This is a genomic window from Streptomyces sp. NPDC008092 (assembly GCF_042957285.1).
Classification (GTDB): domain Bacteria; phylum Actinomycetota; class Actinomycetes; order Streptomycetales; family Streptomycetaceae; genus Streptomyces.
Window position 1 is genome coordinate 147,906 of the sequence record NZ_JBIBHY010000005.1, and the last position, 21,022, is coordinate 168,927.

The 21,022-nt window shown below is 70.3% G+C and carries 20 protein-coding genes; 11 read left to right on the plus strand and 9 right to left on the minus strand.

What is annotated here, in order from left to right:
- Window positions 1-115: 115 nt before the first annotated feature.
- The 5 genes from glmU (at window position 116) to ACFZB3_RS17155 (ending at window position 4,777) form a co-directional block, all read left to right on the plus strand.
- Window positions 116-1,564 (plus strand): bifunctional UDP-N-acetylglucosamine diphosphorylase/glucosamine-1-phosphate N-acetyltransferase GlmU, encoded by a 1,449-nt coding sequence (gene glmU, locus ACFZB3_RS17135; RefSeq protein WP_391376164.1) that lies wholly within the window; start codon window positions 116-118, stop codon window positions 1,562-1,564.
- 141 nt (window positions 1,565-1,705) lie between these two features.
- The gene (locus tag ACFZB3_RS17140; RefSeq protein WP_391376167.1) at window positions 1,706-2,686 is read left to right on the plus strand and encodes a ribose-phosphate diphosphokinase; all 981 of its coding nucleotides are present in this window, start codon (window positions 1,706-1,708) and stop codon (window positions 2,684-2,686) included.
- A gap of 172 nt (window positions 2,687-2,858) precedes the next feature.
- Entirely contained in the window at window positions 2,859-3,449 is a 591-nt protein-coding gene (locus tag ACFZB3_RS17145) for a 50S ribosomal protein L25/general stress protein Ctc (protein WP_391376172.1), read from the plus strand.
- Between the two features lie 137 nt (window positions 3,450-3,586).
- Window positions 3,587-4,201, plus strand: a complete 615-nt coding sequence (gene pth, locus ACFZB3_RS17150) for an aminoacyl-tRNA hydrolase (protein ID WP_391376175.1) — start codon at window positions 3,587-3,589, stop codon at window positions 4,199-4,201.
- A gap of 87 nt (window positions 4,202-4,288) precedes the next feature.
- The gene (locus ACFZB3_RS17155; protein WP_391376178.1) at window positions 4,289-4,777 is read left to right on the plus strand and encodes a hypothetical protein; all 489 of its coding nucleotides are present in this window, start codon (window positions 4,289-4,291) and stop codon (window positions 4,775-4,777) included.
- A 72-nt stretch (window positions 4,778-4,849) separates the two neighbouring features.
- On the opposite strand, the gene ppc is transcribed toward ACFZB3_RS17155, so the two are convergent.
- Entirely contained in the window at window positions 4,850-7,600 is a 2,751-nt protein-coding gene (ppc, locus tag ACFZB3_RS17160; RefSeq protein WP_391376181.1) for a phosphoenolpyruvate carboxylase, read from the minus strand.
- Between the two features lie 308 nt (window positions 7,601-7,908).
- On the opposite strand from ppc, the gene ACFZB3_RS17165 reads away from it, so the two are divergent.
- Together ACFZB3_RS17165 and ACFZB3_RS17170 are read left to right on the plus strand one after the other, a co-directional pair.
- A complete protein-coding gene (locus tag ACFZB3_RS17165) occupies window positions 7,909-8,919 on the plus strand; it encodes a fatty acid desaturase (RefSeq protein WP_391376183.1) in 1,011 nt (336 codons plus the stop codon).
- Complete coding sequence (locus ACFZB3_RS17170; protein ID WP_391376186.1) at window positions 8,916-9,590, plus strand: TetR family transcriptional regulator; 675 nt, start codon at window positions 8,916-8,918, stop codon at window positions 9,588-9,590. Before ACFZB3_RS17165 ends, ACFZB3_RS17170 begins: the two co-directional genes overlap by 4 nt.
- A 7-nt stretch (window positions 9,591-9,597) precedes the next feature.
- Here the strand turns inward: ACFZB3_RS17170 and ACFZB3_RS17175 are convergent, their stop codons facing one another.
- Window positions 9,598-9,963 carry a glyoxalase gene (locus ACFZB3_RS17175; protein WP_391376189.1) on the minus strand — a complete coding sequence of 122 codons (366 nt, stop codon included), beginning with the start codon at window positions 9,961-9,963 and terminating at the stop codon, window positions 9,598-9,600.
- The gene (locus ACFZB3_RS17180) at window positions 9,963-10,778 is read right to left on the minus strand and encodes a trans-aconitate 2-methyltransferase (RefSeq protein ID WP_391376192.1); all 816 of its coding nucleotides are present in this window, start codon (window positions 10,776-10,778) and stop codon (window positions 9,963-9,965) included. Before ACFZB3_RS17180 ends, ACFZB3_RS17175 begins: the two co-directional genes overlap by 1 nt.
- 89 nt (window positions 10,779-10,867) lie before the next feature.
- Between ACFZB3_RS17180 and tamR the strand changes: the two genes are divergently transcribed.
- The gene (tamR, locus tag ACFZB3_RS17185; RefSeq protein WP_391376194.1) at window positions 10,868-11,365 is read left to right on the plus strand and encodes a MarR family transcriptional regulator TamR; all 498 of its coding nucleotides are present in this window, start codon (window positions 10,868-10,870) and stop codon (window positions 11,363-11,365) included.
- A 108-nt stretch (window positions 11,366-11,473) separates the two neighbouring features.
- Here the strand turns inward: tamR and ACFZB3_RS17190 are convergent, their stop codons facing one another.
- Entirely contained in the window at window positions 11,474-12,247 is a 774-nt protein-coding gene (locus ACFZB3_RS17190; protein ID WP_391376197.1) for a LuxR C-terminal-related transcriptional regulator, read from the minus strand.
- 262 nt (window positions 12,248-12,509) lie between these two features.
- On the opposite strand from ACFZB3_RS17190, the gene ACFZB3_RS17195 reads away from it, so the two are divergent.
- Entirely contained in the window at window positions 12,510-12,968 is a 459-nt protein-coding gene (locus ACFZB3_RS17195) for a GNAT family N-acetyltransferase (protein ID WP_391376199.1), read from the plus strand.
- 3 nt (window positions 12,969-12,971) lie between these two features.
- Here the strand turns inward: ACFZB3_RS17195 and galK are convergent, their stop codons facing one another.
- From galK to galT, 3 genes are read right to left on the minus strand one after another with little or no spacing between them, the layout of a single operon-like run.
- Window positions 12,972-14,129, minus strand: a complete 1,158-nt coding sequence (galK, locus tag ACFZB3_RS17200) for a galactokinase (protein WP_391376202.1) — start codon at window positions 14,127-14,129, stop codon at window positions 12,972-12,974.
- Complete coding sequence (gene galE, locus ACFZB3_RS17205; RefSeq protein WP_391376205.1) at window positions 14,129-15,091, minus strand: UDP-glucose 4-epimerase GalE; 963 nt, start codon at window positions 15,089-15,091, stop codon at window positions 14,129-14,131. The genes galK and galE overlap by 1 nt, the downstream gene beginning before the upstream one ends.
- Window positions 15,091-16,149, minus strand: coding sequence for a galactose-1-phosphate uridylyltransferase (gene galT, locus ACFZB3_RS17210; RefSeq protein WP_391376207.1), 1,059 nt, complete (start codon window positions 16,147-16,149; stop codon window positions 15,091-15,093). The genes galE and galT overlap by 1 nt, the downstream gene beginning before the upstream one ends.
- A 125-nt stretch (window positions 16,150-16,274) precedes the next feature.
- On the opposite strand from galT, the gene ACFZB3_RS17215 reads away from it, so the two are divergent.
- Window positions 16,275-17,984 carry a sodium/solute symporter gene (locus ACFZB3_RS17215; protein WP_391376209.1) on the plus strand — a complete coding sequence of 570 codons (1,710 nt, stop codon included), beginning with the start codon at window positions 16,275-16,277 and terminating at the stop codon, window positions 17,982-17,984.
- Between the two features lie 27 nt (window positions 17,985-18,011).
- Entirely contained in the window at window positions 18,012-18,326 is a 315-nt protein-coding gene (locus tag ACFZB3_RS17220) for a hypothetical protein (protein ID WP_391376211.1), read from the plus strand.
- A 57-nt stretch (window positions 18,327-18,383) separates the two neighbouring features.
- Here the strand turns inward: ACFZB3_RS17220 and ACFZB3_RS17225 are convergent, their stop codons facing one another.
- Window positions 18,384-19,076, minus strand: coding sequence for a response regulator transcription factor (locus ACFZB3_RS17225; RefSeq protein WP_351488141.1), 693 nt, complete (start codon window positions 19,074-19,076; stop codon window positions 18,384-18,386).
- Between the two features lie 203 nt (window positions 19,077-19,279).
- Window positions 19,280-21,001 (minus strand): PQQ-binding-like beta-propeller repeat protein, encoded by a 1,722-nt coding sequence (locus ACFZB3_RS17230; RefSeq protein WP_391376214.1) that lies wholly within the window; start codon window positions 20,999-21,001, stop codon window positions 19,280-19,282.
- Window positions 21,002-21,022 lie beyond the last annotated feature (21 nt).

Genomic DNA, 21,022 nt, shown 5'->3' on the forward strand with positions numbered 1-21,022 from the left:
ATGCTCGGTTCGGGCCCTGACAGCTCCGTCAGGGCCCGCTCCCATGTCCCCCACGAAACGCCCCGGTATCCTGCGGATGTCACCCCCACCATCCAAAAAGCCGAAGGGCAACCCCGTGAGCGCCATTCGCCCGGCAGCCGTCGTCGTTCTCGCAGCGGGTGAGGGCACCCGTATGAAGTCGGCCACACCCAAGGTCCTGCACGACATCTGCGGCCGTTCCCTGGTGGGTCATGTGCTCGCCGCCTCCCGCGAGTTGGACCCCGAGCACCTGGTCGTCGTCGTCGGGCACGCGCGTGAGCAGGTCGCCGCGCATCTCGGTGAGGTCGACGCCGGCGTCCGTACCGCCGTGCAGGAGCAGCAGAACGGCACCGGGCACGCCGTGCGGATGGCGCTGGAGGAGCTGGGCGGGGCGGTCGAGGGGACCGTGGTCGTGGTGTGCGGGGACACTCCGCTGCTGACCGGGGAGACGCTGCGGCGGCTCGCCGGGACGCATCACGGTGACGGCAACGCGGTGACCGTGCTGACGGCCGAGGTGCCGGACGCGACCGGTTACGGCCGTATCGTGCGCGACGCCGTCTCCGGGGCCGTGACGGCCATCGTGGAGCACAAGGACGCCTCGGAGGAGCAGCGGGCGATCCGGGAGATCAATTCCGGGGTGTTCGCGTTCGACGGCCGGTTGCTGGCGGACGCGCTGGGGAAGGTGCGGACGGACAACAGCCAGGGCGAGGAGTACCTGACGGACGTGCTCGGGATCCTGCGGGAGGCGGGGCACCGGGTGGGGGCGTCGGTGGCGGGGGATCACCGGGAGATCGCCGGGATCAACAACCGGGTGCAGCTGGCCGAGGCGCGGCGGATTCTGAACGACCGGCTGCTGGAGCGGGCGATGCTGGACGGCGTGACGGTCGTGGATCCGGCGACGACGTGGGTGGACGTGACGGTGACCTTCGAGCAGGACGCCGTGGTGCTGCCGGGCACGCAGCTGCTGGGTTCGACGCATCTGGCGGAGGGCGCGGAGGTCGGGCCGAACACCCGGCTGAAGGACACCCGGGTGGGTGCCGGGGCGCGGGTGAGCAACACGGTGTCCGATTCTGCTCATATCGGTGCGGACGCGAGCGTGGGACCGTATGCCTATCTGCGGCCGGGGACGCGGCTGGGGGCGAAGGGCAAGATCGGTACGTATGTGGAGACGAAGAACGCGTCGATCGGGGAGGGGACGAAGGTTCCGCATCTCTCGTATGTCGGCGATGCGACGATCGGCGAGTATTCGAACATCGGTGCGGCCAGTGTGTTCGTGAACTACGACGGTGAGAGCAAGCACCACACCACGGTCGGGTCGCACTGCAAGACGGGTTCGGACAACATGTTTGTGGCGCCTGTCACGATCGGGGACGGTGCGTACACCGCTGCCGGGTCCGTGATCACGAAGGATGTGCCGCCCGGTTCGCTGGCCGTGGCCCGCGGTCAGCAGCGGAATATCGAGGGTTGGGTGGCCCGGAAGCGTCCGGGGAGTTCGGCGGCGAAGGCTGCCGAGGCGGCTTCCCGGCGGGGCGCGAGCGAGGACTGACCGGAAACAGGTGCGCCGAAGACGTCGTACCGTGATAAGTGCACACCCGCACCTAACCAGCTGTTTCGGCCTCCCGCGCCCGGCACACAGGGCGCTGGAGATCCAGCTGTACGGCTGAGACACCTCTGAGGAGACAGTGCTGTGACCGGGTTCAAGACGACCGGCGAGAAGAAGATGATGTTCTTCTCCGGGCGCGCCCACCCCGAGCTTGCCGAGGAGGTCGCCCACCAGCTGGGTGTCGGGGTCGTCCCGACGAAGGCCTTCGACTTCGCGAACGGCGAGATCTACGTCCGCTACCAGGAGTCGGCACGCGGTGCCGACTGCTTTGTGATCCAGAGCCACACGGCTCCGATCAACCAGTGGATCATGGAGCAGTTGATCATGATCGACGCGCTGAAGCGTGCGTCGGCGCGGTCCATCACGGTGATTGTGCCGTTCTACGGTTACGCCCGTCAGGACAAGAAGCACCGGGGTCGTGAACCGATTTCGGCGCGGCTGATCGCCGATCTGATGAAGACGGCGGGTGCGGACCGGATCCTGACCGTGGATCTGCACACGGACCAGATCCAGGGGTTCTTCGACGGTCCGGTGGACCACCTGTTCGCGCTTCCGCTGCTCGCGGACTACGTGGGCGCGAAGGTGGACAAGAACAAGCTGACGATCGTGTCTCCGGACGCCGGCCGGGTGCGGGTGGCGGACCGGTGGTGCGACCGGCTCGGGGCGCCGCTCGCGATCGTGCACAAGCGGCGCGACAAGGACGTGGCGAACCAGGTGACCGTCCACGAGGTCGTGGGCGAGGTCAAGGGCCGGGTGTGCGTGCTGGTCGACGACATGATCGACACGGGTGGCACGATCTGTGCGGCGGCGGACGCGCTGTTCGCGCACGGTGCGGAGGACGTCATCGTGACGGCGACGCACGGTGTGCTGTCGGGTCCGGCGGCGGACCGGCTGAAGAACTCGCGGGTGAGCGAGTTCGTGCTGACGAACACGCTGCCGACGCCGGGTGAGCTGAGCCGGGACCTGGACAAGATCACGGTGCTGTCGATCGCGCCGACGATCGCGAGTGCGGTGCGTGAGGTGTTCGAGGACGGTTCGGTGACGAGCCTCTTCGACGAGCAGTGAGCTGTAAAAACGGTTCTGCATGATCGATTTTTCTGTGGCCTCTCACGCCGAGTAGACTTCTCCAGTTGCTCGGCGAGGGAGGCCACGCCTCCGTTATCGACGCGCTCTTCGTAGCAGGCCGTTCGTGGCCGGGTGACCACGTCCGTTTCTACCTCTACGAGGAGTGATCACCATGTCCGAGGTGAAGATCGCCGCCGAGACGCGCAGCGAGTTCGGCAAGGGTGCCGCGCGCCGTATCCGTCGTGACAGCAAGGTTCCCGGTGTCCTGTACGGCCACGGTTCGGACCCGATCCACCTGACCCTGCCGGGCCACGAGCTGCTGCTCGCGCTGCGTACGCCGAACGTCCTGATCTCCCTCGACATCGACGGCAAGTCGAACGAGCTGGCGATCCCGAAGTCCGTCGTGCGTGACCCGATCAAGGGCTTCCTGGAGCACGTCGACCTGCTGCTGGTCAAGCGTGGCGAGAAGGTCACGGTCGAGATCCCGGTGCACACCGAGGGCGAGCTGGCCGCGGGCGGCAACCTGCTGGAGCACGTCCTGAACGCGCTGCCGGTCGAGGCCGAGGCCACCCACATCCCCGAGGCCGTCACGGTCTCCGTCGAGGGCCTGGAGGCCGGCGCTTCCGTCCTCGCCAAGGACATCACCCTGCCGTCCGGCGTGACCCTGGCCGTCGAGGAGGACGCGGTCGTCCTCCAGGTCCTGGCCGCGCAGGCGGAGGAGACGGCCGAGGGCGAGGCCGGCGAGGAAGCGGCCGAGGCCTGAGCCGTCGGTTCAGGTGCCGTCTGCTGAACAGGCGCCGGTCGCCGTAAGCGGTCCGCGGAAGCGGCAAGCGGCAAGCAGTCGAACAACGGTCAGCCGCCGTTCCCCCGGGAGCGGCGGCTGGCGCGTATCAAGGAGACATGAACGTGACGACCCCCGCGGGCGCCCCCGCCAACGCCCCCTGGCTGATCGTCGGGCTCGGTAATCCCGGGCCCGAGTACGCGATGAACCGGCACAACGTCGGGTTCATGGTCGTGGACCTGCTCGCCGACCGGATCGGCGGGAAGTTCAAGCGGGCCGGGAAGGCCCAGGCGCAGGTCGTGGAGGGGCGGCTCGGGGCGCCGGGGCCGGGCAGCCGGCGGGTGATCCTGGCGAAGCCGATGTCGTTCATGAACCTCTCCGGCGGCCCGGTGAACGCGCTGCGCGACTTCTACAAGGTGCCGGTCGCGGGCATCGTCGCCATCCACGACGAGCTGGACATCGACTACGGCGTGCTCCGCCTCAAGCTGGGCGGTGGCGACAACGGGCACAACGGGCTGAAGTCGATGACGAAGGCGATGGGGCCGGACTATCACCGGGTGCGGTTCGGGATCGGGCGGCCTCCGGGCCGTATGCAGGTCGCGGACTTCGTGCTGAAGGACTTCGCCTCGGCCGAGCGCAAGGAGCTGGACTACTTCGTGGACCGGGCCGCGGACGCGGTGGAGGCGCTGGTCACCGAGGGGCTGGAGCGGGCGCAAAGCTCGTACAACTCCTGACTTGTCCCCCGCTTGTCGCCTGCTTGTCCCCTGCTTGTCCCTTACGGAAGTTGACCAGCCGTAGGGATATGGCCAATGATCCCGGCCATGCCTGCTGCCTCCGCCGCCTCCTCCCGCGCGGCCTCGGTCAACGCGTTGCGTGTCCTGTCGATGGGCGCGGTCGCCGTGCTGATCCTGGTGGCCGGGGTGTGGGGGTCGTGGGGCACCGCGCAGGACGTGATGCTGACGAAGGGCAAGGAGCGCGGCACGGTGACGGTGACGGCGTGCGGTGCCGACACCTGCACGGGGCCGTTCGCGCCTGTCTCGGCCGGTGCGGCGAAGCGCGCGAGTGTCGTCCTCGGCAAGTCGGTCGGGGTGCGCAAGGGGCAGACGTACGACGTGATCGTGAAGCCCGGTACCGGGGATGTGGTCCGGTCGGGGCCGGCGGGGGTGCTGTACGCGTGGGTGCCGCTGGGAGGTGCGTTGCTGCTGGCGTCGGTGGTGGTGGCCGGGGGGCTGCGGCTGCGGCGGGTGGCGTGGGTGCTGGGGGGGGCGGGGATCGCGCTGCTCACGGCGGCGTTCGCCGCGCTGCAGTGAGCTGTGCCAAGGACGACGGGTGCCCCCGGGGTGTACGACCCCGGGGGCACCGTCCTGTCCGGCCGACCGCTGTCAGCCGGTGTTGCGCAGGCCCGCTGCCACGCCGTTGACGGTGAGGAGCAGGGCGCGGGCGAGGAGCGGGTCGGCGGGCTCGCCGGCCGCCGCCGCGTCGCGCTGGCGCTTGAGGAGGGTGACCTGGAGGTAGGAGATCGGGTCCAGGTAGGCGTCGCGGATGGTGAAGGTCTGCTTGAGGACCGGGGTGGCGTCGAGGAGTTCGGCCTCACCGGTGATCTTCAGGACCTCGGCGACGGTCAGTGCGTGCTCTTCGCGGATGGTGTCGAAGACGTGCTTGAGCTCGTCGGGGACGAGGGTGTCGACGTAGTGCTGGGCGATCCGCAGGTCGGTCTTGGCGAGGGTCATCTCGACGTTGGAGATGAAGTTGCGGAAGAAGTGCCACTGCTCGTGCATCTCGTCGAGGACGCCCTCACCTCCCAATGTTGCGGTCAGGCCGGCCTCGCGCAGTGCCTTGAGGCCGGAGCCGACGCCGAACCAGCCGGGGACGATCTGCCGGGACTGGGTCCAGCCGAACACCCAGGGGATGGCGCGCAGGCCGTCGAGCGAGACGCCGGAGCCGGGGCGGCGGGAGGGCCGGGAGCCCAGGTGCAGGTCGGCGAGCTGGTCCACCGGTGTCGACGCGAGGAAGTACGTCGGCAGGTCGGGGTCCTCGACCAGGCGGCGGTAGGCCGAGTGGGCGGCGTCGGAGACGACGTCCATGGCGGCGTCCCAGCGGGCGAGGGCCTCCACGGACTGGCGGGGGGCGGTGTGCAGGGCGGAGGCCTGGAGGGTGGCGGCGACCGTGAGTTCCAGGTTCTCCCTGGCGAGGGAGGGGATGAGGTACTTGTCGGAGATGACCTCGCCCTGTTCGGTGACCTTGATCTCGCCCTCCAGGGTGCCCCAGGGCTGGGCGAGGATGGCGTCGTGGGAGGGGCCGCCGCCGCGGCCGACGGTGCCGCCGCGGCCGTGGAAGAGGCGCAGCCGGACGCCGTAGCGGTGGGCGACGTCGCGCAGTCGGCGCTGGGCGCGGTGGATCTCCCACTGGCTGGTGGTGATGCCGCCGAACTTGGAGGAGTCGGAGTAGCCGAGCATGACCTCCTGGACGTCTCCGCGCAGCGCGACCAGGCGCCGGTAGGAGGGGTCGGAGAGCATGTCCTCCAGGATGGTGTCGGCGGCCTTGAGCTCGTCGGTGGTCTCCAGGAGGGGCACGATGCCGACCTTGGCCCAGCCGGCGTGCAGGTCGACCAGTCCGGCCTCGCGGGCGAGGACGGCGGCGGCGAAGACGTCGTCGGCGCCCTGGCACATGGAGATGATGTAGGACTCGACGACCTCGGGGCCGAAGATCTCCAGGGCCTTCTTCACGGTCTCGAAGACGCCGAGGGTCTTGGCGCCGGCCGCGTCGACGGGTGCCGGGGTCGGGGCCAGCGGCCTGCGTGACCTCAGCTCCTTGGCGAGGAGCTTGGCGCGGTACTCGCGGGGCATGTCGGTGTAGCGCCAGGACTCCTCGCCGAGGCGGTCGAAGAGCTGGCCGAGGGCGTGGTGGTGGGCGTCGGCGTGTTCGCGGACGTCCATGGTGGCGAGCTGGAGGCCGAAGGCGGCGAGGGTGCGGATCGTCCGGGCCAGGCGGCCGTCGGCGAAGAGGCCGCCGCGGTGTTCGCGCAGAGAGGTCTGGATCAGGCGCAGGTCGCCGAGGAGTTCGGCGGTGCCGAGGTAGTCGCGGCCGGGTTCGTGCGGGGTGCCGGTGGCCAGGCGCTGCTTGGTGTTGCTGAGCTTCTGCCGGATGCAGGTGGCCTTGAGGCGGTAGGGCTCCTCGGCGTTCAGGCGCTTGTAGCGGGGGCTGATCTCGGGGAGGAGTTCCAGGTCGGTCCGGAGGGACTCCAGGAGTTCCTCGGTGGCACCGGTGTAGCGGATCGAGTTGGAGAGGAAGCCGCGGAGTTCGTCGATCATCTCCAGGGCGTCGTTGATGCCGTGCTCGTGCTGGAGGATCAGGACGTCCCAGGTGACCTGGGGGGTGACGTTGGGGTTGCCGTCGCGGTCGCCGCCGATCCAGGTGCCGAAGGTGAGGGGGCGGGTGTCGTCGGGGAGCTTGACGCCGACCCGTTCCAGTTCCGCCGTCAGGTCCTCCAGGACGTCGCCCACGGCGTCGGCGTGCAGTTCGTCCAGGTAGTAGATGGCGTTGCGGGCCTCGTCGGCGGGCTCCGGGCGGACCACGCGCAGCTCGTCGGTCTGCCACACCAGGTCGATGTTCTCGGCGAGGCGGATGTCGGTGCGGCGGCGGTCGGACTCGATGACCGGGGTGTCCAGGAGCGCGGCGATGCGCCGGAGCTTGTTGAGGACCGAACGGCGGGCGGCCTCGGTGGGGTGGGCCGTGAACACCGGGCGGACGTTGAGGTTCTGGACGGTCTGGCGCAGGTGGTCGGGGTCGGCGTCCTTGAGCCGGTCGGCGGTGCGGGCGAGGAGGCCGCCCTCGGCGGCGCGGCGGGCGCGCAGCTCGCGGCCGCGGTGCACCTGCTCGGTGACGTTGGCGAGGTGGAAGTAGGTGGAGAAGGCGCGGACGAGCTTGGCGGCGGTCTCCAGTTCGGTGCCGCGCAGCAGTTCGGCGGCGGCCTCGCCGTCCTCGCGGGTGAGGCGGCGGACCTTCTCGACGAGCTCCAGCAGCTCGGGGCCCTCCTGGCGGACGAGGGTCTCGCCGAGGAGGTCGCCCAGTCGGCGGATGTCGGCGCGCAGCTCACTGCCGGTCGTGGTGGTCTGGTCGTCGGCACTGCTCACAGGTGCGGCTCCTTGCAGTGTTGAAGCTCGTCTGGAGGGAACCCGTCGGTCGGCCGGGCGGCAGGCGGCGCCTGTCCGCATAGCGGCCGGACATCAGGGAAGGAAACAGAGCGGACCGCGCTGTCCGACCGACTCCAAGGATAGGTGTCCATGAGGACGCGCAGGTGCTGGGGCTCTTGCCGTGAGACGCCCCGCTGCCATACTTACGTCGCCGTAGGTTACGGAACCGTAGGGAAGCTCCTTTGTCGTCCCGTTCGGTCGCCGCGGATCGGCGCCTCTCTCAACCCTCGACCCCACAGGGGACGCGCATGACCTCGTCAAGTTCCGATGTGATCGAAGACCCCCGGAAGGCGGCAGGCAGCGCGCCCCCGTCCGCCACCCTGGGGGGTGAGCGGAAGGGTTCGCTGGAGCAGATCACCCTGCTGCTGTTCATCGTCGTGCCGTTCCTCGCGCTGCTGGCGGCGGTGCCGCTGGCGTGGGGGTGGGGCGTGAGCTGGCTCGACCTGGGCCTGATGGTGTTCTTCTACTACCTGGGCTGTCACGGTGTGACGATCGGCTACCACCGTTACTTCACCCACGGTTCCTTCAAGGCGAAGCAGCCGCTCAGGATCGCGCTGGCGATCGCCGGGTCGATGGCGGTGGAGGGGCCGCTGGTGCGCTGGGTGGCCGACCACCGCAAGCACCACAAGTTCTCCGACGCGGAGGGCGACCCGCATTCGCCGTGGCGGTACGGCGAGACCGTGCCGGCGCTGATGAAGGGCCTGTGGTGGGCGCATATCGCCTGGATGTTCGACGAGGAGCGGACCCCGCAGGACAAGTACGCGCCTGATCTGGTCAAGGACCCGGCGATCCGGACGATCTCCCGGCAGTTCATCTACTGGACCGCGCTCTCCCTGGCGCTGCCGCCGCTGATCGGCGGGCTGGTGACGATGTCCTGGTGGGGTGCGTTCACCGCCTTCTTCTGGGGTTCACTCGTCCGGGTGGCGCTGCTGCACCACGTGACGTGGTCGATCAACTCGATCTGTCACGCGGTGGGCAAGCGGCCGTTCAAGTCGCGGGACCGGTCGGGCAACGTGTGGTGGCTGGCGGTCCTGTCCTGCGGCGAGTCCTGGCACAACCTGCACCACGCCGACCCGACCTCCGCGCGGCACGGGGTGGAGCGCGGCCAGATCGACTCGTCGGCGCGGATCATCCGCTGGTGCGAGCAGCTGGGCTGGGCGTACGACGTGCGCTGGCCGTCACGCTCACGTATCGATTCGCGCCGTAACACCGGGGAAGGCGGCTCCCCGCAGGGGGCGGAGGCCGCGAAGGCGGCATGATTGACGGCGTGGCGACCGACTCCAGCACCCCCAGTACCGACAAGCAGCGGCGGGCGCGTCGTACCCGTATGACCGGTGCGGAGCGCCGCCAGCAGCTGTTGGAGATCGGTCGCACCCTCTTCGCGGCGAAGGGTTTCGAGGGCACGTCGGTGGAGGAGATCGCGGCGAAGGCCGGGGTCTCCAAGCCGGTGGTGTACGAGCACTTCGGCGGCAAGGAGGGGCTGTACGCGGTGGTGGTCGACCGGGAGATGCGGCGCCTGCTGGACATGGTGACCAGCTCCCTCACCGCCGGTCATCCGCGGGAGCTGCTGGAGCAGGCCGCGTTCGCCCTCCTCGACTACATCGAGGAGTACACGGACGGCTTCCGGATCCTGGTCCGGGACTCCCCCATCCCGCAGTCGACGGGTTCCTTCGCGTCCCTCATCTCGGACATCGCCACCCAGGTGGAGGACATCCTGGGGCGCGAGTTCAAGAGCCGCGGCTTCGACCCCAAGCTGGCCCCGCTGTACGCGCAGGCGCTGGTGGGCATGGTCGCGCTGACCGGCCAGTGGTGGCTGGACGTGCGCCGCCCGAAGAAGGCGGAGGTCGCCGCCCACCTGGTGAACCTGTCCTGGCACGGCCTGGACGGCCTGGAGCAGAAGCCGCGGCTGATAGGGCACCGCAAGGCCTAGGGCCGGCTCACGGCGCGCAGGGCTCCAGGAACTCCAGGCGGTTGCCGACGGGGTCCTGGGAGTAGAAGCGGCGGTGGCCGGGGAGGTCGTCGTCCCAGGTGACGGGTGCGCCGCCGGCTTCGAGCCGGTCGGCCCAGGCGTCGATGCCGGTGACCCGCAGTCCCGGGTGGGCCTGCAGGGCGGGGCGGAAGGCCGCCTCGACCCCGAGGTGCAGGTGCACGGTCCCGGCCCGGAACCAGCAGCCGCCGCGGGCCGCGAGCACGGGCGGCTTGGGGATCTCGGTCATGCCGAGGAGGTCCACGTAGTAGGCACGCAGCAGGTCCTCCGAGCCGGGCGGTACGGCGAGCTGGACGTGGTCGAGGGCGGTGAGCATCAGGCGTCCTCCCTGCGCGCCACGGCGAACAGGCGGCGGAAGGGCAGGACGGTGCCGTAGGGGGCGCTCGGGTAGGCCTCCCGCAGCAGGTCGCGGTACTCGGCGACGAAGGCGTCCCGGGCCTCGGGGTCGTCGCCGAGGGCGGTGAGGGCGGGGCGCAGCCCGGTGCCCTTGACCCAGTCCAGGACGGGGTCCTCGCCGGTCAGGACGTGCAGGTAGGTGGTCTCCCAGACGTCGGTGGCGCAGCCGAGGCGGGCGAGCCGGTCCAGGTAGGCGGCGGGCGGGTGGACGGAGTCCTCGTGGCGCAGCACGTCGGCGAGCCGGGCCTTCCAGCGGGGCGTGGCGGCGAGTTCGCGCATCAGGGCGTGCAGGGGTGCGTCGATGTTGTTCGGAACCTGGAAGGCGAAGGTGCCGCCGGGAGCGAGCGCGTCGAGCCAGCCGGCGAAGCGGTCGAGGTGGCCGGGGACCCACTGGAGCGCCGCGTTGGACACGATCAGGTCGTACGGCCGTTCGGGTACCCAGGTGCGCAGGTCGGCGTGGGCGAAGTCGAGGCGGCCGCCGCCGGGGGTGGGTCCCGCGTGGTCGGCATCGGCCTTGTCGAGCATCGCGGCGGAGTTGTCGTAGCCGGTGATGTGCGCGGCGGGCCAGCGGTCGGCGAGGACGGCGGTGACGTTGCCGGGGCCGCAGCCGAGGTCGGCGACGGCCGGGGGGTCGCCGGGGAGGGCGGGCACGTGGGCGAGGAGGTCGGTGAAGGCGCGGGCGCGGTGGCCGGAGTGACGGAGGTACTGGGCGGGGTCCCAGGCAGGAGTGGTCATGTCCTCCACCTTCCCCGCCGAGATATCTTGATGTCAAGAGACTCGACATCAAGAGACTTCATGTCGACACAACCACTACACTGATCGCCATGGAGGACGAGGTCGATCGGCTGGTCGCTGCGTGGCGCCGGGAGCGCCCGGACCTCGACGTGGAACCGCTTGAGGTACTCAGCCGGGTGAGCCGCCTGGCACGGCACCTGGACCGGGCACGTCGGCTGGCCTTCGCCGAGCACAGCCTGGAACCCTGGGAGTTCGACGTGCTGACCGCGCTCAGGCGCGCCGGCACGCCCTACCAGCTCTCTCCCGGGCAGCTGCTGACCCAGACCCTGGTCACCTCGGGGACGATGACCAACCGCATCGACCGGCTGGCCAAGAAGGGCCTGGTGGAGCGGCTGCCGGACCCGAGCGACCGGCGGGGCGTGCTGGTCCGGCTGACCACCGAGGGCCAGGACCGCGCGGACCAGGCCCTGGCGGGCCTCCTCGACCAGGAGCGCGCCATTCTCGGCGAGCTCTCCCACGCCCAGCGAACCGAACTCGCGGGGCTGCTACGGCAGTTGACGGCGCCGTTCGACAACATCCCCGGCTAGGCGCTCCGCTGGAAGAGCCGCGCTTCGTTGTCTGTCGGGTGCGGCGCCGTTGTGGCTGGTCGCGCAGTTCCCCGCGCCCCTTACGGGGCGCTCCTCGACAGGCACTTGTCAGGCGCTGCTGCTTTCCTCCGGCATGATCCGCCCGCTGGGCCCCAGGTCCACCGGCCCCACCCCGGCCCGGCGCGCGAGCGCGACCGCGGCGAGGGTGGAGTGGACGCCCAGTTTGCCGAGGACGTTCTGCATGTGGGTGCGGACGGTGTGCGGGGACAGGAAGAGGCGCTCGGCGACCGCCTTGCGCCCCAGGCCCGCCACCATGCACCGGAGCACTTCCCGCTCCCTCGGCGTGAGGGACTCCACGAGCCGTTCGCTCTCGGTGCGGTGCTTGCGGGCCGCGGTCAGCTCCCGCAGCACGCCCGTGAGCAGGGCGGGCGGCAGATGCGTCTCGTCGCGCAGCACGCCCCGGATGACGTTGAGCAGCCGGGAGAGCGAGCAGTCCTTGGCGACCCAGCCGCAGGCGCCGGCCTGCAGGGCGAGGGCAGCGCGCCGCGGGTCGTCCTTCTCGGCGAGGACGACGACCCGGACGGCCGGATGGGCCGAGCGGACGCCGGCGACCAGCGATATGCCGTCGACCAGCCCCTCCGCGTTGGCCTCCTGCACCGGCACGGCCGCCCGGCCGCCCGGCAGTTGACCGCCCAGGTCGGCGTCGACGAGCAGCACGTCGTAGCGGCGGCCCTCGGCGACCGCGCGCTCCAGGCAGCGCAGTGCGGCCGGACCGCTGCCGGCCGCGGACACGTCGACGTCGGGCTCGGCGGCCAGTGCGGCGGCCAGCGACTCGGCGAAGATGCGGTGGTCGTCGACGACCAGAACTCGGATGCGAACCACGAAACCCCCTTCCCCAGTAGCTCTTCACGAGCCGGGGATACCCCAAGGTCCGGAGAACGACGACCCATGCGGACACGACACCCGCGGGAGGACGGAACCGCACGGCCGCCGCCGTGCCTGAACTGCTACCCCCACCACGGGCGTCGTATCCGGCTTGTCTCGCCCCCTGATCAGTACCGGCCCCCACCGGCACTGCTCATCAGAGTACGACCGGTCGCCGTGAGCGGAAGGCAATTTGCAGAACTGCCCGGCCGACGCGTTTATGGTGTGCCGCATGTTTCGTATCGAGGCGGAAGTCGACAAGGAACGACGCGATCTGCTCCGCGCCCGGCTGCTGGCCACCAACACGGCGGCCTCCCCCGTCCTGGCGGCCCTGCGCGGCACCCCGGCCGAACGCGAAGTGCCGCTGCACCTCTGGGCGATGGACGAGCGTTCGGGCGACCTGGCCGGCGGTCTGGTCGGGCACAGCTGGGCGTCCTGGCTGCACGTCACCTACCTCTGGGTGGACGCCCGCCACCGCGGCACCGGCCTCGGCGGCAGCCTGCTCGCGGAGGCCGAGCGCATCGCCCGCACCGACCGCGGCTGCACCGCCGCCCGACTGGAGACCTGGGACTTCCAGGCCCCGGAGTTCTACAGGAAGCAGGGGTACGACGTGGTGTGCGTGATCCCCGACTACCCGCCGGGGATCACGGAGTACACGCTGACGAAGCGGCTGGGCTGAGCCTCAGCTCTCCCGGCGGGCACCCGCCGACGGAACCGCCTCGAACACCCGCGGGGCCGTGAAACCGGCCGCCGCGAAGGCCTCCTCGACCGCCTTGGCGATCGTGTCCACGTCGGCCGCCTCCGCGAGGACGATCGCCGAGCCGCCGAAGCCGCCGCCGGTCATCCGGGCGCCCAGGGCGCCGGCCGAGTTCGCCGCCTCCACGACCAGGTCCAGCTCGGGGCAGGAGACCTGGAAGTCGTCACGGAGGGAGGCATGCCCCTCGGTGAGGACCGGGCCGATGGCGCGGGTGTCGCCCGCCTCCAGGAGGGCCACGACGCGCTCGACGCGGTGGTCCTCGGTGACGACGTGCCGGACCAGGCGCCGTACCTCCTCCTCGTCGCCGAGTCGTTCGAGCGACGCGTCGAGGTCGGCGTAGGGGATGTCCCGCAGCGCGTCCACGCCCAGCAGGGCCGCGCCCTTCTCGCAGCCCGCGCGGCGCTTGCCGTACTCGCCGCCGCTGTGGGCGTGCTTGACCTGGGTGTCGACGACCAGCAGCCGCATGCCCTCGGCCGCGAGGTCGAAGGGGATCTGCTTCTGCGAGAGGTCGCGGGTGTCCAGGAACAGGGCGTGGCCGGCCTCGCAGCAGGCGGACGCCGTCTGGTCCATGATGCCGGTCGGCGCCCCGACGTAGACGTTCTCCGCGCGCTGGCACAGGCGGGCCAGCTGCCAGCGCTGCAGGCCCAGTTCGTAGAGGTCGTTGAGCGCGAGGGCGATCACCACCTCCAGGGCCGCGGAGGAGGACAGGCCGGCGCCGGTCGGCACGGTCGAGGCGAGGTGGACGTCGGCGCCGGTGACCGGGTGACCGGCCTCGCGCAGCGCCCAGACCACGCCCGCCGGGTACGCCGTCCACTCCCGGTCGGTGCCGGGCTCCAGGGCGTCCAGGGAGAGCTCGACGACCCCGCCCTCGACGTCCGAGGAGTGCAGCCGCAGCACGCCGTCGGTACGGCGGGCGACGGCGGCCGTCGCCACGTGCGGGAGCGCGAACGGCATCACGAAGCCGTCGTTGTAGTCGGTGTGCTCACCGATCAGGTTGACCCGGCCCGGCGCCGCCCAGACGCCGTCGGGAGCCGTCCCGTACAGCTCCTCGAAGGCGCCTCTCACCTGTGCTGCTGCCCCCACTACTGCTCCCTCGAGATGTGCTGGGCGAACTCCCAGGCGTCCGCGACGATCCCCGCGAGGTCCGCGCGGGTCGGGTTCCAGCCCAGCTTCTCGCGGGCGGTGGCCGCCGAGGCGACCAGGACCGCCGGGTCGCCGCCCCGGCGGGGGGCCACGACCTCGGGGATCGGGTGGCCGGTGACCTGCCGGACCGTCTCGATGACCTCGCGGACCGAGAAGCCCTCGCCGTTGCCGAGGTTGCAGATCAGGTGCTCGCCGGGCTGGGCGGCCGTGAGGGCCAGCAGGTGGGCGTCGGCGAGGTCGGCGACGTGGATGTAGTCGCGGATGCAGGTGCCGTCCGGCGTCGGGTAGTCGTCGCCGAAGACGGAGATCGCGTCCCGCCTGCCCTGGGCGACCTGGAGGACCAGGGGGATCAGGTGCGACTCGGGGTCGTGGCGCTCGCCCTGCGCGCCGTACGCGCCCGCCACGTTGAAGTAGCGCAGGGAGACCGCGCCCAGGCCGTGCGCGGCGGCCTCGCCGGTGATCATGTGGTCGACGGCGAGCTTGGTGGCGCCGTACGGGTTGGTCGGCTGCGTCGGGGCGGTCTCGACGATCGGGACCTGCTCCGGCTCGCCGTAGGTGGCCGCCGTGGAGGAGAAGACCAGCTTGCGGACGCCGGCCTCGCGCATCGCGGCGAGCAGCGCCATGGTGCCGCCGACGTTGTTGTCCCAGTACTTCTCGGGCTTCACGACCGACTCGCCGACCTGGGAGAACGCGGCGAAGTGCAGCACCGCCTCGTAGGAGGAGTCCAGCCACTTGGCGGCGTCGCGGATGTCGCCCTCGACGAAGGCGGCGCCCGCGGGGACGCCCTCGCGGAAGCCCGTGGAGAGGTTGTCGAGGACGGTGACCTCGTGGCCCGCCTCCAGCAGGTGCTGGGCGACCACGCTGCCGACGTAACCCGCCCCGCCCGTCACCAGGTACTTCATCAACTCGCTACCTCTCGCAGTCGCTCGGCCGCGCGCTCCGGCGGCACGTCGTTGATGAACACGCTCATGCCTGACTCGGAACCCGCGAGAAACTTCAGCTTGCCGGACGTTCGGCGGATGGTGAAAAGCTCCAGGTGCAGCGCGAAGTCGTCGCGCGTGACACCGTCGAACTCCTCCAGCGTCCCGAACGGCGCCTGATGCCAGGCGGCGATGTAGGGCGTGGGAGGCTCACCCTCACCGAAGATACGGTCGAAGCGCCTCAAGAGTTCCAGATAAACCTGGGGGAACTCTGAGCGTGCCGCCTCGTCGAGCCCGAGCAGGTCGGGGACGCGGTGCTTCGGGTACAGGTGGACCTCGTAGGGCCAGTGTGCCGCGTACGGCACGAAGGCGACCCAGTGTTCACTCTCAAGGACGACCCGCTCGTCGGCGAGTTCACGGGCCAGCACGGCGTCGAAGAGGTTCTCTCCGCCGGTGGCCTCCTTGTGGGCGGCGAGGGAGCGCAGCATCAGGGCGGTGCGCGGGGTGGTGAAGGGGTAGGCGTAGATCTGGCCGTGCGGGTGACCGAGCGTCACGCCGATCTCCTCGCCGCGGTTCTCGAAGCAGAACACCTGCTCGACGGCGGGGAGATGGGACAGCTCCGAGGTCCGGTCGGTCCACGCGTCCAGCACCAGGCCCGCCTGCTCCTCGGTGAGGCTCGCGAAGGACGCGTCGTGGTCCGAGGTGAAGCAGACCACCTCGCAGCGCCCGGAGTCGCCGGCCAGCGAGGGGAAGCGGTTCTCGAAGACCACGACGTCGTACGAGGAGTCCGGGATCTCGCTCAGCCGGTCGCCCTTGGTCGGGCACAGCGGGCACTGGTCGGCCGGCGGGTGGTAGGTGCGGCCCTGCCGGTGCGAGGCGATCGCGACCTGGTCGCCGAGGAGCGGATCCCGCCGGATCTCGGAGGTGGTGTGCGTCCGCTCCAGCGGGCGGCGGTCCACCGCGTCCCGCACGGTGTCGTCGCGCAGGTCGTAGTAGATGAGTTCGCGACCGTCGGCCAGCCGGGTCGAGGTCTTCTTCACTGCGGACTCCCATTGATCGAGCCAGCCAACCATCAAACAGAACCGAACACACCAAAACACAACTCACCACCCCAGTCAACATCGCAATCAATCAAGGTGAGACAACGAAAGTGTTGAATTACCGGGTGCAGAACCCCACAGATGCGCCCGTATCCCCCACATCGGCAGTGCGGCTGGCGGCCGGGCTGCGGTTGCCGACCAACGGCCTCGACTACACGATCCTGGCGATCTACTTCGTCGTCGTCCTGGGCATCGGCTTCGCGGCCCGCCGCTCGGTGAGGACCAGCCTCGACTTCTTCCTCTCCGGGCGGTCACTGCCCGCCTGGATCACCGGTCTCGCGTTCATCTCGGCGAACCTGGCCGCCACCGAGATCCTCGGCATGGCCGCCAACAGCGCGCAGTACGGCGCGTACACCGTGCACTGGTACTGGATCGGCGCCATTCCGGCCATGGTCTTCCTGGGCCTGGTGATGATGCCCTTCTACTACGGCAGCAAGGTCCGCTCGGTCCCCGAGATGCTGCTGCTCCGCTTCGACAGAGCCGCACACCTGCTCAGTTCGATCCTGTTCGCCTTCGCGGCCATCCTGATCGCCGGTGTGAACCTGTACGCCCTGGCGATCGTCGTGGAGGCGCTGCTCGGCTGGCCGCAGTGGGTGGCGATCGTGGTCGCCGGCGCGTTCGTGCTGGCGTACATCACCCTCGGCGGTCTCTCCTCGGCCATCTACAACGAGGTGCTGCAGTTCTTCGTGATCCTGGCCGCCCTCATCCCGCTGTCCGTGCTCGGCCTGAAGAAGGCGGGCGGCTGGGGCGGCCTGGTCGACAAGCTCACCGCCACCCACGGCCACAACTTCACGACGGCCTGGGGCGGCACCGGCATCGGCTCCGTCAACCCGCTCGGCGCGAACTGGCTGACCATCGTCGTCGGCCTCGGCTTCGTGCTCTCCTTCGGCTACTGGACGACGAACTTCGCCGAGGTGCAGCGCGCCCTGTCGGCGAAGAACCTCTCCGCCGCCCAGCGCACCCCGCTGATCGCCGCCTACCCGAAGATCTTCATCGTCTTCCTGGTGATGATCCCGGGCCTGGTCGCCGCCGCGCTGGTGCCGGACATCGGGACCGCCAAATCCGGCCTGCAGTACAACGACGCGATCCCCTACCTGATGTCGCAGCTGCTGCCCAACGGCGTGCTCGGCATCGCGGTCACCGGTCTGCTGGCCGCCTTCATGGCCGGCATGGCGGCCAACGTGTCCTCCTTCAACACCGTGTTCACGACGGACATCTGGGCGAAGTACGTGGTGCGAGGCCGGGAGGACGGCTACTACGTGCGCTTCGGACGGCTCATCACGGCGATCGGCGTGTGCGCGTCGATCGGTACGGCGTTCCTGGCGTCGTCGTTCTCGAACATCATGAGCTACCTCCAGACGCTGTTCTCCTTCTTCAACGTGCCGATGTTCGTCGTCTTCGTCGTCGGCATGTTCTGGAAGCGGGCCTCGGCGAAGTCCGGCTTCTGGGGGCTGCTCGCGGGCACCGTGACCGCGATGGTCAACTACTTCGTCCTCTACAAGAGGGGGATCATCGGCATCCCCTCCGACCAGGGCGCCAACTTCGTCTCCGCGATCGCCGGGTTCGTCGCCGGCGCGGTCGTGATGGTGATCGTGTCCCTGTTCACCGCGCCGAAGCCGGAGGCGGAGCTCGCGGGCCTCGTCTACGGCACCCGCTCCCCCGGCATGGCGGAGGCGCCCGCACCCGGCGACGAGGCCTGGTACCGGCGGCCGGCGCTGCTGGGCTGGGGCGCGGTGATCCTGGCCGCCGCCTGCTACATCCCGTTCTCGTTCTAGTCCCGGTCGCGGGAGGATGGAGAGACCATGTCCGACGACTCCGGGCAGTCCGGATTCCACTACTCCGAGCAGGACGTCCAGCGGGAGGTCACCGAGCTGGAGGGCCGGTCCGCGACCGCCGCGCGGATCTTCGATCTGCGGCGGATCATCGGGGGGCTGTTCGTGCTGTACGGGATCATCGTCACGATCACCGGGATCACGGACTCGCAGGCCGAGATCGACAAGGCGCAGGGGATCAACATCAACCTGTGGACCGGGATCGGGATGCTGTTGCTGGGGGTGTTCTTTCTGGTGTGGCTGTGGCTGCGGCCGGTGCCTCCGGCGGAAGAGGCCGACGACTGATTCGGTTGTGTTCTGGCCGCGGGTGCGTGGGGGCTGGTCGCGCAGTTCCTCCCACCCCTAAAGGGGCGCTTCCGTGCCGCCGTTGAGTGGGCCCGCCCTGTCCAGGAGCCCTGTCCGGGCCGCCAGCGCCGCCGCCTCCAGGCGCGACCCCACGCCCAGCTTCATCAGCACCCTCTGCACATGGGTGCGGGCCGTGCTCGGGGCGATGCCCATGCCGGCGGCGATGAGGCGGGTGTCCTCGCCGTCGGCGACGCGGACCAGGACCTCCACCTCCCTCGGGGTGAGCATCTGGAGGAGGCGCTGGCCCTCGTCGTCGGGCTGGGCGGCCGGGTTGAGGAGTTCACCGAAGGCGCCCTGGAGCAGAGCGGGTGCCACGGCGGCCTCCCCGGCCCGCGCCTTCATGATCGCCCGCTCGACGCCCTCTATCCGCTCGTCGTGCCGTACGTACCCGGAGGCGCCCGCCGCGAAGGCCGCCGCGATGCCCCGCGGGGAGGGCACCGGGCCCAGGACCAGGACGGCGACCTGCGGACGCTCCCGCTTGATCTTCACCACCGGGTCGAAGATCCCCGGCTCGGCCGGTGTCGCCGTACCGAGCAGGCACACCTCGGGTGCCCGTGTGATCACCAGCTCGGCCGCGCCCGCCGCCGGTGCCGCCGCGGCGAGCACCCGGTGGCCGCGCAGTTTCAGCGCCGAGGCCAGCGCCTCCGCGAGCAACCGGTGGTCGTCGACCACCATGAGCCGCACTCCCATAGAGCAACCCCCCAGTCCCCCCAATGGATGCCCCACTATGGATGCCCACTGGTCCGCATGGACAGAGGGCCCCCCGGCACCTCGTCCTTCATGCCCCCGGAAGCTACACGCTTGTTCGACGTTGCGCTGCCCCTACTGATGAGAAGTGCCCCGGATCGGAGGAATCTCTGGGTTTTCTCGTATTCGAGGGTGAAGAGCGCGTATCAGCCACCCGTACCGAAGGCGGTGACCAGGTACTCCTTGGCCGACGACGAGGACGTGCGGGCGTGGGCGTAGGCGGCGGACAGGTAGAGGTGCCCCTGGGAGTAGCGGACCTCGGCGTAGTCGGGCGACATGGCGGTCTCCACGGCCTTGACCGCCGTGGTCGCCGGGTTCTCCAGCAGCTTGGTCTCCTTGAACGAACCGCCGTCGATGCTGACGACCTGGGCACCCTTGTCGTACGGCGCGTTCTTGTACGCGATCACGTCGGGGCCGTCCATGCGCAGCGGCGTGATCGTGTAGCCGTCCCCGGCGTCGGCGCGCTGTCCGGTCTGCTTGCCGGTGCCCAGGTCGAAGGCGACGATCTCGTTGGTCTTCGTGTACTCCGCGTCGCCGTCGTGCTGTTCGGTCGCCAGGTACAGCCTGTCGTTGCCGACCAGCACGCCCGTGCACTTCTCCAGCTCGTAGATGCCGTCGCAGCGGGCCGCGTAGGAGCTGCCCGGCGTGGAGATACGGGTGCGCAGGGCGCCGGTCCTGTTGTCGATGGAGAAGACGTCCGAGAAGCCGCTGCCGTCGCCCGCGCTGTCGTTGACGTCGGCGGCGACCACCAGCGGGTCGGTCGACACGACGCTCGCGTAGTCGATGCCGGAGGTCATCCTGTACTCCGAGAGCACCTTGCCGGTGACCGGGTCGAGGGTCTGGATGTGCAGCTGGCCGGCGTCGCCGCTGCCGCACCTGCGGACCGCGACCAGCTTGGCGCCGCCGCCGTAGCCGGCGTCGTAGCAGCTGTCGCCCGCCTTCGGCTGCCAGCGGACCTTGCCGGAGGCGAGGTCGAAGGCGGCGCCGCCGCTGGAGCCGCCGACCGCGACCGTCTGCTGAGCGACCGTCACGTTGTCGAAGTTGACCGGGACGTCACCGGACTTGACCGTCTTGGTCCACAGCTTTCTGCCGGCGTTCAGGTCGATCGCGGCGACCTGGGTGCAGCCGGCCGTGGAGCCCTTCGCGGGCATCTTCGGCTGGAAGACGACCGCGGTCCGGCCGTCGGCGCTGACGTGCCCGGTGGCGCGGCAGACTGGGCCGGACAGCGGCACCGTCCACAGCTTGGCGCCCGAGTCGGGGTCGTAGCCGGTGATCCCGGCGATGCCGCTCTTCGCGTACACCTTGTCGGTGAGCCAGGAACCGGCGGTGACGGTGGTGTCCTTCGCCGTGGGCAGCGGGACCTGGAAGAGGACCTTGGAGGTGGTGTCCGCGGGCACCTTCTCGGTCCCCTTGCCTTCCTTGCCGCCGTTCGCGTCCTGGCCGCCGGTGCCGCCGCCGCTGGAGTTCGCGGTGTCGTCCTTCTTGCCGTCGCCGCCGGAGGACTTGGCGTACCAGATGCCGCCGCCGACGATCAGCGCGATGGCGACGACCGCGGCGACGACGATGAGCAGGGCGGCGTTGTTGCGGCCGGGACCGGGAGCGGGGCCGCCCGGCCGGCCGCCGGGGTGGCCGTGGCCGGGCTGGGGCGGCTGGTTCGGGTAGCCGTAGCCGTAACCGGGCTGCTGGGCATACGGGTTCGGGGCCGCGGGCTGCTGCGGGTAGCCGTAGCCGGGCTGTGGAGGCTGGGGCTGCTGGGGGTAGCCGTAACCGGGTTGCGGGGGCTGGGGCTGCTGCGGGTAGCCGTGGCCGGGCTGCTGGGTGTACGGGTTCGGAGGCTGGTTGGGTGGCGGCGGGGGCGGCTGGGTCATGGCGGAGATACCTCGGGGGAC